Source organism: Janthinobacterium silvisoli, assembly GCF_014200725.1.
GTDB lineage: Bacteria > Pseudomonadota > Gammaproteobacteria > Burkholderiales > Burkholderiaceae_D > Janthinobacterium.
This window is the reverse complement of sequence record NZ_JACHCL010000001.1, coordinates 599,591-614,924: the sequence shown is the minus strand read 5'-3', so window position 1 is coordinate 614,924 and position 15,334 is coordinate 599,591. Positions and strand designations below refer to the sequence as shown.

At 59.4% G+C, this 15,334-nt stretch carries 16 protein-coding genes; 15 read left to right on the top strand and 1 reads right to left on the bottom strand.

Annotated elements, in window-relative coordinates; genetic code table 11:
• Window positions 1-77: 77 nt before the first annotated feature.
• The 5 genes from HDE75_RS02685 to HDE75_RS02665 all read left to right on the top strand — a co-directional run bounded on the left by HDE75_RS02685 (window position 78) and on the right by HDE75_RS02665 (window position 6,554).
• Entirely contained in the window at window positions 78-2,423 is a 2,346-nt protein-coding gene (locus HDE75_RS02685; protein ID WP_183676343.1) for a TonB-dependent receptor, read from the top strand.
• Window positions 2,424-2,490: 67 nt separating this feature from the next.
• Window positions 2,491-3,009, top strand: coding sequence for a Fur family transcriptional regulator (locus HDE75_RS02680; RefSeq protein ID WP_183676344.1), 519 nt, complete (start codon window positions 2,491-2,493; stop codon window positions 3,007-3,009).
• A 42-nt stretch (window positions 3,010-3,051) separates the two neighbouring features.
• Window positions 3,052-4,152: a branched-chain amino acid aminotransferase gene (locus HDE75_RS02675; RefSeq protein ID WP_183676345.1), complete on the top strand. Its 1,101-nt coding sequence runs from the start codon at window positions 3,052-3,054 to the stop codon at window positions 4,150-4,152.
• Between the two features lie 69 nt (window positions 4,153-4,221).
• Window positions 4,222-4,950 carry a ribonuclease T2 family protein gene (locus HDE75_RS02670; protein ID WP_183676346.1) on the top strand — a complete coding sequence of 243 codons (729 nt, stop codon included), beginning with the start codon at window positions 4,222-4,224 and terminating at the stop codon, window positions 4,948-4,950.
• Window positions 4,951-5,141: 191 nt separating this feature from the next.
• Window positions 5,142-6,554 carry an MFS transporter gene (locus HDE75_RS02665; protein ID WP_183676347.1) on the top strand — a complete coding sequence of 471 codons (1,413 nt, stop codon included), beginning with the start codon at window positions 5,142-5,144 and terminating at the stop codon, window positions 6,552-6,554.
• A 13-nt stretch (window positions 6,555-6,567) separates the two neighbouring features.
• Here the strand turns inward: HDE75_RS02665 and HDE75_RS02660 are convergent, their stop codons facing one another.
• Window positions 6,568-8,202 carry an acyl-CoA synthetase gene (locus tag HDE75_RS02660; protein WP_183676348.1) on the bottom strand — a complete coding sequence of 545 codons (1,635 nt, stop codon included), beginning with the start codon at window positions 8,200-8,202 and terminating at the stop codon, window positions 6,568-6,570.
• A 129-nt stretch (window positions 8,203-8,331) separates the two neighbouring features.
• Here HDE75_RS02660 and HDE75_RS02655 point away from each other — a divergent pair, with 129 nt between their 5' ends.
• From HDE75_RS02655 to HDE75_RS02610, 10 genes are all read left to right on the top strand, one after another.
• On the top strand, window positions 8,332-9,045 hold the full coding sequence (locus tag HDE75_RS02655) for a Crp/Fnr family transcriptional regulator (RefSeq protein WP_260173607.1): 714 nt from the start codon (window positions 8,332-8,334) through the stop codon (window positions 9,043-9,045).
• Between the two features lie 61 nt (window positions 9,046-9,106).
• Complete coding sequence (locus HDE75_RS02650) at window positions 9,107-9,706, top strand: hypothetical protein (protein WP_183676349.1); 600 nt, start codon at window positions 9,107-9,109, stop codon at window positions 9,704-9,706.
• Between the two features lie 19 nt (window positions 9,707-9,725).
• Window positions 9,726-10,124 (top strand): DUF2946 domain-containing protein, encoded by a 399-nt coding sequence (locus HDE75_RS02645; RefSeq protein WP_183676350.1) that lies wholly within the window; start codon window positions 9,726-9,728, stop codon window positions 10,122-10,124.
• 74 nt (window positions 10,125-10,198) lie between these two features.
• Window positions 10,199-10,795, top strand: coding sequence for an SCO family protein (locus HDE75_RS02640; RefSeq protein ID WP_183676351.1), 597 nt, complete (start codon window positions 10,199-10,201; stop codon window positions 10,793-10,795).
• A 21-nt stretch (window positions 10,796-10,816) separates the two neighbouring features.
• On the top strand, window positions 10,817-11,272 hold the full coding sequence (locus tag HDE75_RS02635) for a copper chaperone PCu(A)C (RefSeq protein ID WP_183676352.1): 456 nt from the start codon (window positions 10,817-10,819) through the stop codon (window positions 11,270-11,272).
• 112 nt (window positions 11,273-11,384) lie between these two features.
• Complete coding sequence (locus HDE75_RS02630; protein WP_183676353.1) at window positions 11,385-12,023, top strand: CerR family C-terminal domain-containing protein; 639 nt, start codon at window positions 11,385-11,387, stop codon at window positions 12,021-12,023.
• Complete coding sequence (locus HDE75_RS02625) at window positions 12,020-13,228, top strand: multidrug effflux MFS transporter (protein ID WP_260173605.1); 1,209 nt, start codon at window positions 12,020-12,022, stop codon at window positions 13,226-13,228. The genes HDE75_RS02630 and HDE75_RS02625 overlap by 4 nt, the downstream gene beginning before the upstream one ends.
• 111 nt (window positions 13,229-13,339) lie before the next feature.
• Window positions 13,340-14,452 (top strand): RDD family protein, encoded by a 1,113-nt coding sequence (locus tag HDE75_RS02620; protein WP_183676354.1) that lies wholly within the window; start codon window positions 13,340-13,342, stop codon window positions 14,450-14,452.
• A 13-nt stretch (window positions 14,453-14,465) separates the two neighbouring features.
• A complete protein-coding gene (locus tag HDE75_RS02615; protein ID WP_183676355.1) occupies window positions 14,466-14,831 on the top strand; it encodes a hypothetical protein in 366 nt (121 codons plus the stop codon).
• Window positions 14,832-14,895: 64 nt separating this feature from the next.
• Window positions 14,896-15,297 (top strand): DUF1801 domain-containing protein, encoded by a 402-nt coding sequence (locus HDE75_RS02610; protein ID WP_183676356.1) that lies wholly within the window; start codon window positions 14,896-14,898, stop codon window positions 15,295-15,297.
• The last annotated feature ends 37 nt before the right edge of the window (window positions 15,298-15,334 follow it).

The following is a 15,334-nucleotide window of genomic DNA, read 5'->3' as shown; positions in this document are numbered from 1 at the left end:
GCCAGCCAGCCGCCCCCTCTCCACACAGGGCGGCAAGCCAGCCGATTGCATCCATCCAAACGACTGAAAGAGAAGAGATGAAACAGAAGAACAGTGCACCGGCCGGCGCCATCCAGAGCCGCAAACATACGCCGTCGTCCGCACCGCGCCTGCATGGCGGTACGGCCCTGGCCGCTTTTGCTACCCTGGCCATGCCTCTGGCACTGCATGCGCAAACGGCGGACAAGGCGTCGCAGTTGCCTGAAGTCAAGGTCACGGCCACTACCAGCACCGAACGCCTGGTGCAAGCGCCCGTGCGCTCGGCCAACGACAAGCTGACCGCGCCGCTGCTCGATACGCCGAAATCAGTGACTGTGATTCCTGCAGAAATCATCGCGCAAACGGGCGCGGTGTCGCTGACGGATGCGCTGCGCACCGTGCCGGGCATTACCATCGGCGCTGGCGAGGGCGGCAATCCGGTAGGCGACAATCTGTTTATTCGTGGCTACAACGCGCAAACCGATACCTATATCGATGGCATCCGCGATACGGGTTCGCAATCGCGTGAAATCTTTGACCTGGAACAAATCGAAGTGATAAAAGGCCCGAACTCGGCCTACGGTGGACGTTCGTCGGCAGGCGGTGGCATTAACCTGATCAGCAAAAGCCCGAAAACGGAAAATTTCACCAACGCCACAGTCGGCCTGGGCAATGCCAAGTACCGCCGCGCCACGGCCGACGTGAACCGTGTCATCAGCGATGACGTGGCCGTGCGCCTGAACCTGATGTTTCACGACGCCCACGTGGCGGGTCGCGACTTTATCCATGGCGACCGCTGGGGCATCGCGCCATCGATCACATTTGGCTTGAAGTCGGCCACGCAAGCCACGCTCAGCTACTACCATATGCAATCGAGCGAATTGCCCGATACAGGCTTGCCATTCAACAATCCATTCTCGTCCGGCGCCAACGTGGCCAAGAATGGCAATGGCACGCCCGTCGACGTGCCGCGCAGCACTTTTTATGGCCTGGTGAACCGCGACTTCCGCGACACCAAGACCGATATCGGCACCATCGACGTGCGCCACGACTTTGGCAATAACTTGGTCTTGCGCAACGTCACGCGCTACGGCAAGTCGGGCAACGATTACGTGTGGACCCAGCCTGATGATTCCAAGGGTAATACCATGTTGTACGGCACCGTCTGGCGCCGCGCCAACACGCGCGTGACGGATACCTCGGCCGTGGCCAATGCGACCAGTCTGGGCGGCGAATTCCTGGCCGGTGGCTTCAAGCATACCTATACCCTGGGCCTGGAACTGAGCCGCGAAGAAACCAACCGCAGCTCGTACATCTTTACGCCAGGCACGAATAATCCGCTGACCAAGACCTTTACCTGTCCGACTTCGGGCGCCACCACCCTGTACAACTGCGCACCGTTGATCAACCCGAACGCCAATGACCCATGGGTCTACACGCGCACGGTGTCGCCGGCACGCACGACGGTAGTCACCAACACGCGTTCCGTCTATGGTTTCGACACCATCGAATTTACCCCGCAATGGCTGCTGAACGTGGGTATCCGCTGGGATGACTACAAGAGTTCCCTGAATGTGCCGCAATACACGCTGAATAACACCACCACCGCCGCCAGCAATCTGAATGTGCATTCCACGTTTGCCAATTATCAAGCCGGTCTGGTGTACAAGCCGTCGACCAATAGCAGTGTGTATATTTCCTATGGCACTTCCTCCACGCCACCGGGCAATGATGGCGGCGATGGCCTCGATGGCTTGTCGGCAGCCGTGCAAAACCTGCAGCCGCAAGACAGCAAGAGTTTTGAGCTGGGCACGAAATGGGAAGTGTTGCCGGGCGGACGCTTGTCGCTCAGCGGTGCGTATTTCCAGAGCGATATGAATAACGCGCGTGTCACGGCGCCGGACGGCAATACGCAAAACGTAGGCAGCAAGCAAGTCAAGGGTGTCGAGCTGGGTATCAGCGGCAACTTCACCAAGGAATGGTCGGTCTTCGGCGGTTACACGCATTTGAACGCGGTAGTGGAAAACAATGGTTTTGTCAGCACCGGTGTGGTCAATGGCGTGACGCAATATGCACCATCGCCGTACAACGGCAACCAGTTCCCGACCACTCCGAAAAACAGCGCCTCGCTGTGGACGGCTTATACGGTGACACCAGCGATCACTATCGGCGGCGGCATCAACTATGTCGACAAGGTCTACGCTTCGGTCGCCAATAACAAGTTCGCGCCGGCTTACACGCGTTTCGACGCCATGGCCAGCTATGTGCTCAGCCGCAATGTTACTCTGCAGCTGAATATCCAGAACCTGACGGACAAGCTGTACTTCGACAAGGTTTCCTCGCCGCATTACGCCGGTGTGGCGCCGGGCCGTACGGCAACCTTGACGGCAAATATCAAGTTTTGATTAGCTGATGAGTTAATGCTAAAAACGCACCGCCCCGTCAAACGGGCGGTGCATCACGGAGAGCACCATGCAGATGGCCATACCGGCGACCACAGCCCAGGGCGAAGTTCGCATCGTTGAACGTTTGCGCGCCGTGCAACTGCGTCCCACCAGCGCCCGCATCTGCATCTTGCAATTGTTGAGTGGTGGGGGGCAGACCAGCCTGAATGCGGAAGATATTTACCAGCAGTTGCAGGAGAACGGGATTGCCGTCAGCCTGGGCACGATCTACCGCGTGCTGAGGGAACTGGAAGCGGTGGCCTTGCTGCTGCGTGAGCGTGAAGATAGTGCGAGCGGCAACAAGGCGCGCTACTGGCTCAGGCCCGAGCATGCGGAAGAGGGCAGTTGTTATTTTGTTTGCCGCGTCTGCGAACGCAAGGTGCTGGTACAGGACGAGGCGCTGATGCAACAGTTGCGCCAGGTGGCGCAGGTGCATGGCATGCAGGCCGGCGGCAATGTGGTGTCCATGCAAATGTGCTGCAGCCATTGCAGTCAGGAGGGGCGGGCAAACCGCCGGGCCGACAGGCTGGCTCGTACGCCGCTTTAGGCGCTACAATAGGGGACACTCTTTACTTGTTACCAAGCCGACATGACCACTTCCACACCGAATATCGTTGTTACTCCGTCCGCTCATCCTTTATCCGACGCCCAGCGCGCCGAGCGCATGACCAACCCGGCCTTTGGCCGCGTGTTCACTGACCACATGGTGGTCATCCCTTACCGCGACGGCAAGTGGCAGCAAGGCGAACTGAAGGCCTACGGCCCGCTGAGCCTGGACCCATCCGCTTCCTCGCTGCACTACGGTCAAGCCATCTTTGAAGGCTACAAGGCCTTTGCCCAGCCTGATGGCAGTATCAAGACTTTCCGTCCAGAACAAAATGCCGAGCGTTTCAACCGCAGCGCCGCGCGCCTGGCCATGCCGGCAATTCCCGTGGAACTGTTCCTGGAAGCAGGCGATGCGCTGATTTCGCAAGACCGCAACTGGGTGCCGAAAAACACGGGCGAGAGCCTGTACATGCGTCCGCTGATGATCGCCACCGATCCTTACCTGGGCGTGCGTCCATCGGATGAATACCTGTTCGTGCTGTTCGCTTCTCCTGCGGGCGCGTATTTCCCGAAAGGCGTGAAACCGGTTACCGTGTGGATCAGCGAAGACTTCGTGCGCGCCGCGCCTGGCGGCACCGGTGAAGCCAAGTGCGCAGGCAACTACGCGGCCAGCCTGATGGCGCAAGCGCAAGCGCAGGAAAAAGGCTGCGACCAGGTGGTCTGGCTGGACGCCGTGCACCGCGAGTTCATCGAAGAAATGGGCGGCATGAACTTGTTCTTCGTCTACAAGGATGGCGACAAGATCACCGTGGCCACGCCGGAATTGACGGGCACCTTGTTGCCAGGCATTACCCGCCGCAGCCTGCTGGAAATGGCGCGCGAACTCGGTTATGCAACCGAAGAGCGTAAATTGTCGGTCCAGCAATGGCGCGACGACATCGCTTCGGGCCGCATGATCGAAGTGTTTGCCTGCGGCACGGCTGCCGTGATCACGCCGGTGGGTCTGGCCAAGGCCAATGGCTTTGAAATGACCATCAACAATAACGAAAACGGCGCCGTCACCCTGGCGCTGCGCGAAGCCTTGCTGGGCCTGCAACACGGTACGGCCGAAGACAAGCACGGCTGGATGCACAAGGTTTGCTGAAGTGAAATGATGTGAGTCACTGCGCCGGCACTGTGTTGCCGGCGTTTTTATTTTTAGAGAGGAAAACCCATGCGCCTGCTATTATCCCTCCTGTCCGCCGCTTTGCTGAGTTTGCCTGCCACCGTCTTTGCCGCCGCCCCCGATGCTGCCGTGCAAGGCGCCACCTGCAGCGTACCGCGCAATGTCAGTTATTACGATTACGACGTGAAACCGTCGGACGAAAAAAACACCTGCTACAAGAAAAGCACGAATGTGCCCACCGATTCCTTCGTGCTGGCGCTGTCCTGGTCACCCGGTTTTTGCGATAGCCAGCGCCGGCGCGGCGAAATTTCAAAGAAGGCCGCCTTCCAGTGTTCGGAAAGTAATCACTTCGGCTGGATCGTGCATGGCTTGTGGGCCCAATCCGATAATCCCGCCACCTGTGAAGATATTTCCGTGACGCCGCCGCGCAAGACGGAATTGCATCCTCGCTATTGCAAGGGTGACTTGCCGAAATTGTCTCCAGCGGAAATCCTGCCGTATATGTGCATGCAACCAGGTGAAGCCCTGCTGCAAGGCGAATGGGAAAAACATGGCGCTTGCGATTTCGATACGGCCAAGCAGTATTTTGAAAAAGAGCGCGAGCTGTATCAAGCCTTGAAATTGCCGGCCACCAGCCTGCCCAAGAATCAGTTATTCCAGTGGATGAAACAGCATAATCCGCAACTGAAAGGCCGCTGGCTGGGCTATGAAAAACACTCGGGCGAATTGCGCATCTGCTACTCAAAAGACTTCAAGGTCATCGATTGCAAGCAGTAATGTTATGAATGCGCTTATTTGTTGATATTTAGTCTTGCCGATCAGCCAATCTGCCAATCATTGTTTGGTTGCCTGCTCGGCAGGCGAGTGCTATCCGTGATACTCTAGCGCCTGTAACACAACAATAAGATGCTCACCGTCAACGGCGGTTTTTTGGCGATGCGGCATGGTCTTTCGTATCGGATAGAAGAATGTTCAAGCAGCAAAATAGAGTGCAGCCCACTTTGGTTGGTGAGGAGGGCTTGCCGCCCAATGCGCGTATCTGGGCCATGTTTGCACTGGCCATCGGCGTCGGTATGGCGTCCCTCGATACGGCCATCGCCAATACCGCATTGCCAGCCATCGCCAGCGAACTGCACGCCACGCCAGCGGCCTCCGTCTGGATCGTCAATGTTTATCAACTTGCCATGGTCGCAACCTTGCTGCCGCTGTCGGCGCTTGGTGAAATCGTCGGTTACCGCCGCGTATCGATTGCCGGCCTGTGCCTGTTTACCATCGCCTCGCTCGCTTGCGCCATGGCCTGGTCGCTGCCATCGCTGGTGGTCGCGCGTTTCTTTCAGGGGGTAGGCGCCAGTGCCGTGATGGGCGTCAATACGGCGATGTTGCGCGCCGTCTACCCCAAGCATTTGCTGGGCCGGGCCTTCGGCTATAACTCGCTGATCGTGGCCGTCGCGTTCGCCATCGGCCCCACGGCCGCTTCGCTGATCCTGGCCACTTCTTCATGGCCATGGCTGTTCGCCATTAACGTGCCGCTGGGCGTGATCGGCTTTTTCCTGGCCCGCCGCTTCTTGCCGGCCACCCGGCTTTCCGGACATACCCTGGATGCGCGCACGGCGCTGTACAACGTGGGCGCTTTCGGCTTGTTGATCTTGCTGTTCGGCGATGCTGCCCATCATGAATCGCTCTCCACCTTGCTACCGGAAGTGGCGGCGGTGGTGATTTTCTTTGTCTTGCTGCTGCGCCGGCAAGCCGGACATCAGGCGCCAATGTTTCCTATCGACCTGTTCCGCCGTCCGCTATTCCTGCTTTCCTCTTTGACGGCGATCTGCACGTTTGCCGCGCAAGGCCTGGCGTTTGTGTCGCTGCCGTTTTATTTTGAAGTGACCCTGGGCCGCTCGCCGGTTGAAACGGGCTTTTTGATGACGCCGTGGGCGGTGCTGGTGGCCGTGATGGCGCCGGTCGCTGGCCGCCTCAGCGACCGCTATTCGCCGGGCGTGCTGGGCGGCATCGGCCTGGCGGCCCTGGCTTCCGGTTTGCTGACCTTGATCTGGATACCAGCCCATCCGAGCGTGTTCGATATCTGCTGGCGCATGGCGTTGTGCGGCGTCGGTTTTGGCTTCTTCCAGGCGCCGAACCTGAAAGCCATCATGGGTGCCGCGCCGCCGGAACGCAGCGGTGGCGCCAGCGGCGTGGTCGCCACTTCGCGCCTGATCGGCCAGGCCAGCGGCGCCGCGCTGGTAGCGTATTGCTTCACGGTATCCGCCACCCGCGGCACTACCTATGCGCTGTGTCTGGCGGCCGGTTTCGCCGCCATGGCCAGCATCGCCAGTTTTTCGCGCCTGGTGGTGGCGCAGCCAGCGGGCCTGCCTGGCAAGCCCGGCTGATTCCTGGCGAGGATCAGACGTCGATGGCCTTGCCGGACTGCATGCGTTTGCGCAGTTCGAATTTCTGGATCTTGCCGGTCGAGGTGCGGGGCAGGGGGCCGAAATAAATTGCTTTCGGCACCTTGAAGCCGGCCAGGTTATTCTTGCAGAAGGCAATCAGCTCGGCTTCCGTAACGGTGGCGTCTTCGCGTAATTCAACGAAGGCGCATGGCGTCTCACCCCATTTCTCATCGGGCTGGGCGATCACGGCGGCGGCCAGCACTTGCGGGTGGTGATAGAGCGCATCTTCCACTTCCACGCTTGAAATGTTTTCACCGCCCGAGATGATGATGTCCTTGCTGCGGTCCTTCAGTTTCAGATAACCGTCCGGATACATGACGCCCAGGTCGCCCGTGTGGAACCAGCCGCCGGCGAATGCTTCCTGCGTCGCCTTTTCATTCTTCAGATAACCCTTCATGCAGATATTGCCACGGAACATGATCTCTCCGATCTGCTCGCCGTCGGCCGCCACTGGCTGCATGGTGTCAGGATCGAGCACGGCCACCGCGCTTTGCAGGTGGTAGCGCACGCCCTGGCGCGATTTCAGCACGGCCCGTTCTTCCTGTGACAGTGCCGCCCACTCATCCTGCTCGGCGCAGATGGCGGCCGGGCCATACACTTCCGTCAAGCCATAGGAGTGGATCAAATCAAAACCCATGGCGTCGATCTTGGCCAGCATGGCGGCCGGTGGCGGGGCGCCCGCAACCATGCCGCGCACGGTCCAGTTGATGCCTTCGCGCCAGTTGGCCGGTGCATTGGCCAGTGCTGCATGCACGATGGGCGCCGCGCAATAGTGGGTGATGTGCAGCTCGCGCATCAGGTCGAACACCAGCTTCGGTTCGAACTTGCGCAGGCACACGTTCACGCCAGCGCGCGCGGCGATGCTCCAGGGGAAGCACCAGCCGTTGCAGTGGAACATGGGCAAGGTCCACAGATAGACGGCGTGCTTGGGCATGTCCCATTCCAGGATATTCGACAGCGCGTTCAGGGCCGCGCCCCGGTGGTGGTAGACCACGCCTTTCGGGTCGCCGGTGGTGCCCGAGGTGTAGTTCAGGGCGATCGCCTCCCACTCATCGGCGGGCGGCTGCCAGGCGTAGTCGGGGTCGCCGCTGGCCAGCAGGCTTTCGTAGTCGAGTTCGGCAAAGGCATCGACTTGCGGCCCTAGAACATCATTGACCTGGATCACGCGCAAGCCTGGAATCTGCGCCGCCATCTGGCGCGCCAGTTCGGCAAACTCGGTATCGGCCAGCAAGACTTTGGCCTCGCCATGGCGCAACATGAACACCAGCGAGGCCAGGTCCAGCCGGATATTCAAGGCATTGAGCACCGCGCCCGCCATCGGCACGCCAAAGCTCGCTTCCACCATGGCCGGTGTGTTGGGCAGCATGGTCGCCACCACGTCGCCCTTGCCTATGCCCAGCTTGATCAGGCTTGAGGCCAGGCGGCGCGTGCGGGCATAAGTGTTGGCCCAGTCCTGGCGCAGCGCGCCATGGGCAATCGCCAGGCGCTTGCCATATACTTCGGCGGCCCTGGCGATATAGTCGAGCGGGGTGAGGGCGGCGTAATTGGCGCTGTTTTTGCTCAGGCCAGTGTTGAAATCGGTGCTCATGGCGGTCTCCTGCTAATGTTCTGTCTGGTGTGGCACCCTGCCGGGTGATGTTTTTAAGTTAGCATAGCATCGGTGGTGATATTTCACTGTCATCCTGGTGACAACTGAGTGCAACAATGCAAGGATGGAATGAACGTTACAGATTTACCCCGCGACTTGCCCTGCGATACGGGTATGGCACTGCTGGAGCACGACTGGTTCCTGGCGCTGGACCCTGCGCACCAGGCGTTGCTGCGCGAGGGCGCCAGCGTGCGCCATTATGAAGCGGGCGCCTGCATTGCCCCGCGCGGCGAGCCGACCTTGCACTGGTTCGGCGTGCACACCGGCCTGATCAAGCTGGCCGTGTATGACGCCGAAGGCCGTGGCGCTACTTTTTCCGGCGTGCCGGCCGGTGGCTGGTTCGGCGAAGGCAGCGTCATCAAGCGCGAATTGCGCCGCTACGATGTGGTGGCCGTGCGCGCATCGAGCCTGATCCTCGTACCTGTCGAGCTGTTCCACCGCCTGCTGGCCGAAAGCCTGTCCTTCAATGCCTTCGTGATACGCCAGCTCAACGAGCGCATGGGGCAATTCATCGCCACCATCCAGAACCAGCGCCTGCTGGCCGTCGATGCGCAAGTGGCACAGGCGATCGCGCAGTTATTCCATCCGATGCTATATCCGCGCACTTCGCACGTGCTTGAGCTGTCGCAGGAAGAAATCGGCATGCTGACTGGTATTTCGCGCCAGCGCGTCAACCTGGCGCTGGGCCGCCTGGCCGATTTGAATTTGATCAGCATTGCCTACCAGGCCATCCGCGTTGTGGACCTGGACGGCTTGCGCCGTTATGGCGTGGCGTCGCTGTGATGACAGACTACCCGCGCCAAGCATGGCATGCTGATGCCTGGCACTTTTTATACTGACCACGATGGCGCTTGTTTCCGATCATCCTTTGTATTTGCTGGGTCTGCGTTTTCCCTTGAAGCTGCGCGTGAGCGTGCGGCAGGGCTACGTGACCTTGCACAATGAAATCGCCACCAAAAAGCTGGGCAGCGGCGAAAGCTTTGTCGTGCCCGCCTTTTTGCGTTTTGCCTGCGACGTGATGCCGGGCCGGGGCCAGCCGGCCGTGTTTACCCTGGCGCTGGAACACGATGACACGGAGGCGGCTGATGGCGGCAAGCGCTGGAGCCGCGCGCTGGCACGCCATATCTTCCATTCGCCGCAAGGCCAGTGGACGGCTGCCCGCTTGGCAGCCTTGTGGCAAGTAACGCCGCACAAGGCGCGGGCACGCCTGTTTGCCGAAGGCGAAGCATTGCTGAGCCTGGTGCGCGAACAGCGTTTGGCGCATGCCTTGCATACGGCCGCGCAAGCCGATGGTGAGGCTGAAAGGGGGCTGGCCGAAGTGGCGGCCGGTTCCGGCTTTGCCTCGATTCCCGCTTTTTGCGATGCCTGCGTCGATGTGGCCGGCGTGCGGCCAGCCCTGTTCCTGCGCGGGCAGGACGGCGTCGGGCGGGAGTCCGCGTTATAATCGGGCCATGGGATATTTCATGACACGCACGGCGGCGCGCAAGCGCTGGCAATGGTGGTTCGCCTGCCTGGCGATACTGCTCAATGTGCTGTCGCCGACCCTGTCGTATGCCGTTGCTGCGCAGCACGTGAATATGAACGCTGCCGCCATCGAGATCTGCTCGGCCAGCGGGACTGTCTACACGCAGGCGGAGCTGGCGCCCAAACTGAAATCGACCACGGATTCCGTGCTGCACCATATCCAGCATTGCCCATTCTGCATGAGCCATGCGGGCAGCTTTGGCTTGCCGCCGCCTATCTCATCGCCGTTGTCCCTGGTCACGGGCCACGATCTTTATCCGCCGCTGTTTTACCAGGCCCCCCAGCCCCAGTTCGCCTGGATGGACGCCCAGCCGCGCGGGCCGCCACAACTTTCCTGAGTACCGCTCAAGTTGCCGTCATCGTGCGGCATCGTTCCGCATTTGTTTAATTACGCCCATTGGGCTTTAAAACCATGAAACGTCGTCTTTTCCTTCTCGCCGGCACGGCGGGATTGCTGACGCTCGCCGCCTGCGAGCAAGAACCCAAACCCCATTACAACGGCCTCGATTTGACCGGTGGCGATTACAAGCCGGACTTCAAGCTCAGCGGCCCGGATGGCCGCGTGTACACCCTGGCCGACTTCAAGGGCAAGTACGTGATGGTCTTCTTTGGCTTTACGCAATGCCCGGACGTGTGTCCGACGGCCTTGTCGCGCGCCGTGGAAATCCGCCAGAAGCTGGGGCTTGACGCTGACAAGCTGCAAGTCATTTTCATCAGCATCGACCCCGAACGCGACACGCCAGCCTTGCTGGGTGAATATATGCGCGCCTTCGACCCCAGCTTCCTGGGCCTGCGCACGGATCCGCAAAACACGGCCCAGACGGCGTTCAACTACAAGGTGTTTTACCGCCGCGTGCCGAGCGGCAGTTCCTACACCATGGACCACACGGCGATCAGCTATGTGATCGACCCGGAAGGCCGCATGCGCCTGGGCCTCAAGCACACACTGACCGGTGACGAGTGCGTGCAAGACATCAAGACCTTGATGAAATCGAAATACACCTTATAAACAGATATAAAGGAAACAATCATGACCCATCTGAAAACCCTGCTGGCAACGGCCCTGACCGTGCTGTCTTTTTCCGCCATCGCGCAAAACACCGTGAAAGTGACGGACGCGTGGGTGCGCGCCACCGTGCCGCAGCAAAAAGCCACGGGCGCCTTCATGCAAATCACGGCGCCGAAAAACATGCGCTTGCTGGAAGTGCGTTCCACTGTCGCGGGCGTAGCGGAAATCCATGAAATGAGCACGGTCGACAATATGATGCGCATGCGCCAGGTCAAGGAAGTGCCGCTGCCTGCCGGCAAGGCAGTGGAACTGCAACCAGGCGGCTACCATGTGATGCTGCTGGAATTGAAAAACCAGGTCAAGGCAGGTGACAAGATTCCGCTGACCCTGGTGGTGGAAGGCGAGGACAAGCACCGCGAAACCATCGAGGTGACGGCCGTAGCCCGTCCGCTGGGCAGCGCGGCGATGTCGCACTGATCGCTGAAACGGTGCATTGCCAGATCCCGGTTCGCCGGGATTTTTTACGTCCGCAAGAAAATTAAACGCCTGTTTGATATAATTAAACATCTGTTTAAACAATGGCACTGGAATGACTGAGGAAAATACGCAGGAACCGGCCCGTTTGCGCATCCTGCAAACGGCTGTCGAGATGTTTGTCGAGCATGGCTACAAGGCGACGTCGGTGCGCAAGATTTGTGAGGCTGCCCAAGTGAATGTGGCGATGGTCAATTATTACTTTAAAAGCAAGGAAGAGCTGCACCTGGCCGCGTTTGACTACGCCAGGGAGTTGGCCCATGTCTCCGCTAGCGATGCTGCTATCACATCTTTGCCGCCGGCCGAGCAATTGCGCCTGGCGATCGAAGAACTGGTCTGCACCATGCTGCGTTCTGGACCGTCGTCCCTGTTCGTGCGCCTGGTGGCGCGCGAGCTGATCGAGCCGACGGCTGCCATCCACCGCCTGGCTGAGCGCCATGTATTGCCGCAGCACGCGCAATTCACGCGGCTGATACGCGGTGTGGTGGGACCATCCTGGCCCGATGACGTGGTGCAAAAATGCGTCTTCAGCGTCATCGGCCAGGTGGTGTTTTATGCACGTTCGCGTACCGTGCACGATCTGGTGGCGCCGGAACTGCGCTATGACGAGGCGGGCATCGCCGCCATCGCCGCACATATCTCCCGCTTTACGCTGGCGGCGCTGGCCAATCTGTGCGCAGGGGAGTCAGCATGAAAGCCTGGACCCTGACCATTATGCTGGCCGGCCTGGCCATGCTGGGGCCTTTTGCCACCGACACCTTTTTACCCTCATTCCACGCCATTTCCACGCATTTCAATGTCAGCTACCTGCTGGTGCAGCAGACCCTGAGCGTGTATCTGGCAGCGTACGCTTTCATGACCCTGTTTTATGGCACCTTGTCCGATTCCTTCGGGCGCCGTCCCGTGATCCTGTATTCCATGTTTGTGTTTGCCGCGGGCTCGATCGGCGCCGCATTCGCTCCCAGCTTTGGCTGGCTGCTGTTTTTCCGGGGCGTGCAAGGCGCGTCGGTGGGCGCGGGCAGGGTGATCGGGCAAGCCATCGTGCGCGATACCCTGACGGGCGCTGCCGCGCAAAAGATGCTGGCCAATATCATGATGGTGTTCGGCATTGCGCCTGCCGTCGCGCCCATCATTGGTGGCTGGCTGCATGTGGCCTATGGCTGGCAATCGACGTTTGTATTCACCTTTATTGCTACCGTGCTGCTATTGCTGATCAGTTGGCGTGGCTTGCCGGAAAGCCTGCCCCTCGCGCAACGACAGCCATTTCATCCAAGTACCATTGCCGCCAACTACTGGCAGGCGCTGCGTCACCGGGGTTTCCAGCTGCGTTCGCTGGCGGTGGCTTGTGCCTATGGCGGTTTTGCCCTGTATATCGCTTCGGCGCCGCATTTCGTCATGGAATTGCTGCACTTGCCTGAAACGGCGTTTGGCTGGATGTTCGTGCCCATGGTCGGTGGCCTGGTGGCAGGCTCGGCCTTGAATGGCAAGCTGGCGCATACGGTGCCGATGCCGCAACTGGTGCGCCGGGGCTTGCTGATCATGGCGGCCACGGCTCTCTGCAATATTGGCTACAACCACTGGTTTGTGCCCAGCATACCGTGGGCCATCATCCCCATCATGACGTACGCGTTCGGCATGTCGCTGGCCTTGCCGGGCATGACGATTTCCACCCTGGATATCTTCCCGCAGATGCGCGGCCTGGCGGCATCGTTACAAAACTTTGTGCAAATGCTGCTGTTTGCGCTGGTGTCCGGTTTCATCGCCCCCTTGCTGTTTGACAGCAGCATCAAGCTGGCGCTGGGCCAGATGTCGGCCGTGCTGCTGGCCTCGTTTTTCTGGTGGCTGGCCAGCCAGAAGAACACGGCGCGCAGTGCAGGAAAGGCGGCGACAGTGGCATAGGGCAAGGGAAATTGCTAATAGACATGCTTCGTTGTTTCCTCATATACTAGCTAGTTGCACATAGGGCAAGATTGTCTTGTGCTCGGCCAACGCGCTTAACATGGGGAATAAATGGACGCACCAGACTATAGCCAGCATACAGAACAGCAATTGCGGCAAATATTGGGCCGCATCGACGCGGCCCGTTTCCCTGAGCGCGTGCAGGAAATCGAAGCACGGCTGGCCAGCCTGGCATTATCTCCGGCACAGGCCAAAACCGAGCCTGTTGCCGACGATGCTCCCGATGTGGTGATCGCAGGTCTGTGGCGCAGGATAGGTGCTTGCCTGATCGATGGCATTCTCCTATTCCTGATCGGCCAGGCTGCGGGCCTTGTTTTGTACCAGCAGTTTTCCGCGCTGGGGCCCTGGGGAGTGTTTGTTGGCGTGTTTATTACGCTGGTTTATTTTGGCGTGACACAAAGCAGCCTGGGCGGTGGACAGTCGCCAGGTATGCGGATTACGGGATTGAAGGTGGTGTCCGCTACTGGTGGAATGCTGGGGATCGCGGCAGCATGTCTCCGCGCTGCCATTTTTTGCCTGGTGTTCTTCCTGAATGGGGTCGTCATCAATCTTGGCCCGAACAAGGAATGGGAATGGCTTAACATGGGCTTGCTGGTGCTGATGTTCGGTCTGATCTTCAGTATCTTTTACTTGCTGATGTTTAATCGCAGGACGCGGCAATCCACCCATGATCTGGCCGTTGGCGCCTTTGTCGTCAGGGCCGGTTCCGGCAAGCTTCGTTTGCCTCAGACATCGATCTGGCGTGGCCATGCCGCTTTCATCGCTGCGGCAGTCATCGTGTTTGCCGGTATTGCACTGGTATCGAGGCAGCTGGTATTCAAAACGGAACTTGGCCCCCTGGTCTCCGCGCTTGAGAAGCTCCAGGAGCTGCCGAGTATCCAGGGAGCAAGTATTGCTCTCATGACTAGCTACGCAGGAAATGAGACGAGGAAGTACTTATCGATTAACGCGATTGTCGACGCATCGTTGCAGGACCCTCAAGGATTTGCGCAAGGCGTGGTACAGACGGTACTGAACAACTATCCCGAAGCGAGCCACCAGCCAGTGATTATCGTCAGTCTGAGGTCTGGCTATAACATTGGTATCGCTTCACGCTGGAATATCACCAACTACGCGCATACGCCTGCAGAATGGCAGGCCTTGCCGGCCACAGTACAGCCATGAAAATCACATCATCATGACACTGCCTTCTCGCTCATTGTGGCTGCGCATACTGTATGCCCTGTGCCTGCTCGGCGCGACTTACAACCATGTGCTGATCGTTGCCGAGTATGACTGGGGATGGGACTATGGTGGCTTGCCTCAGTGTGTGACCATTTTCTGGACGGCATTGACCTTGATCGACCCGCTGGCCATCGTGCTGCTGTTTGTGTGGCCGAGGGGAGGCGTGGTGTTGACGCTGGCTATTATTGTCGTCGATGTCGCTATCAATTCCTGGGTGGCACGGCAGTACGGCATCGACCTGGCCCCGTTTCTGGCGCAAGTCTGCTTTTTGATTTTTGTAGTCTGTACCTGGCGCATGGCTGCGCAGTATCGTGCGTAACCTCGTTGAAACGCTGTGCAAGGGCGGTACAATCGTTGGACACTTTGACCGGGAAGGGGGAGCCATGACAAGCACGCAGAACGGTGGCGAGACGCCGTCGCGGCTGATCGACGCGAAAATCCGTGAACTGGATGACTGGCGCGGACAGATCCTGGCGGCCATCCGCCAGGTGATCCATCAGGCCGACCCCGATGTGCTGGAAGAGGTAAAGTGGCGCGGCGTGCCCGTGTGGTCGCATGCGGGCATCATTTGCACGGGCGAAACCTACCAGCGCGCCGTAAAAATGACCTTTGCCAAGGGTGCTGCGCTGGCTGACCCTACTGGCCTGTTCAATGCCAGCCTGGACGGCAACACCCGGCGCGCCATCGATTTTCATGAAGGCGACATCGTTGATGAGGCCGCCTTGGCCGCGCTGATATGTGCCGCCGTCGCGCTGAACACGGCGTCGAAAAAAAAGTCCAAATAGCTTTTATTGCTGTGCGGTAAGCACCAGCTTGCCACGC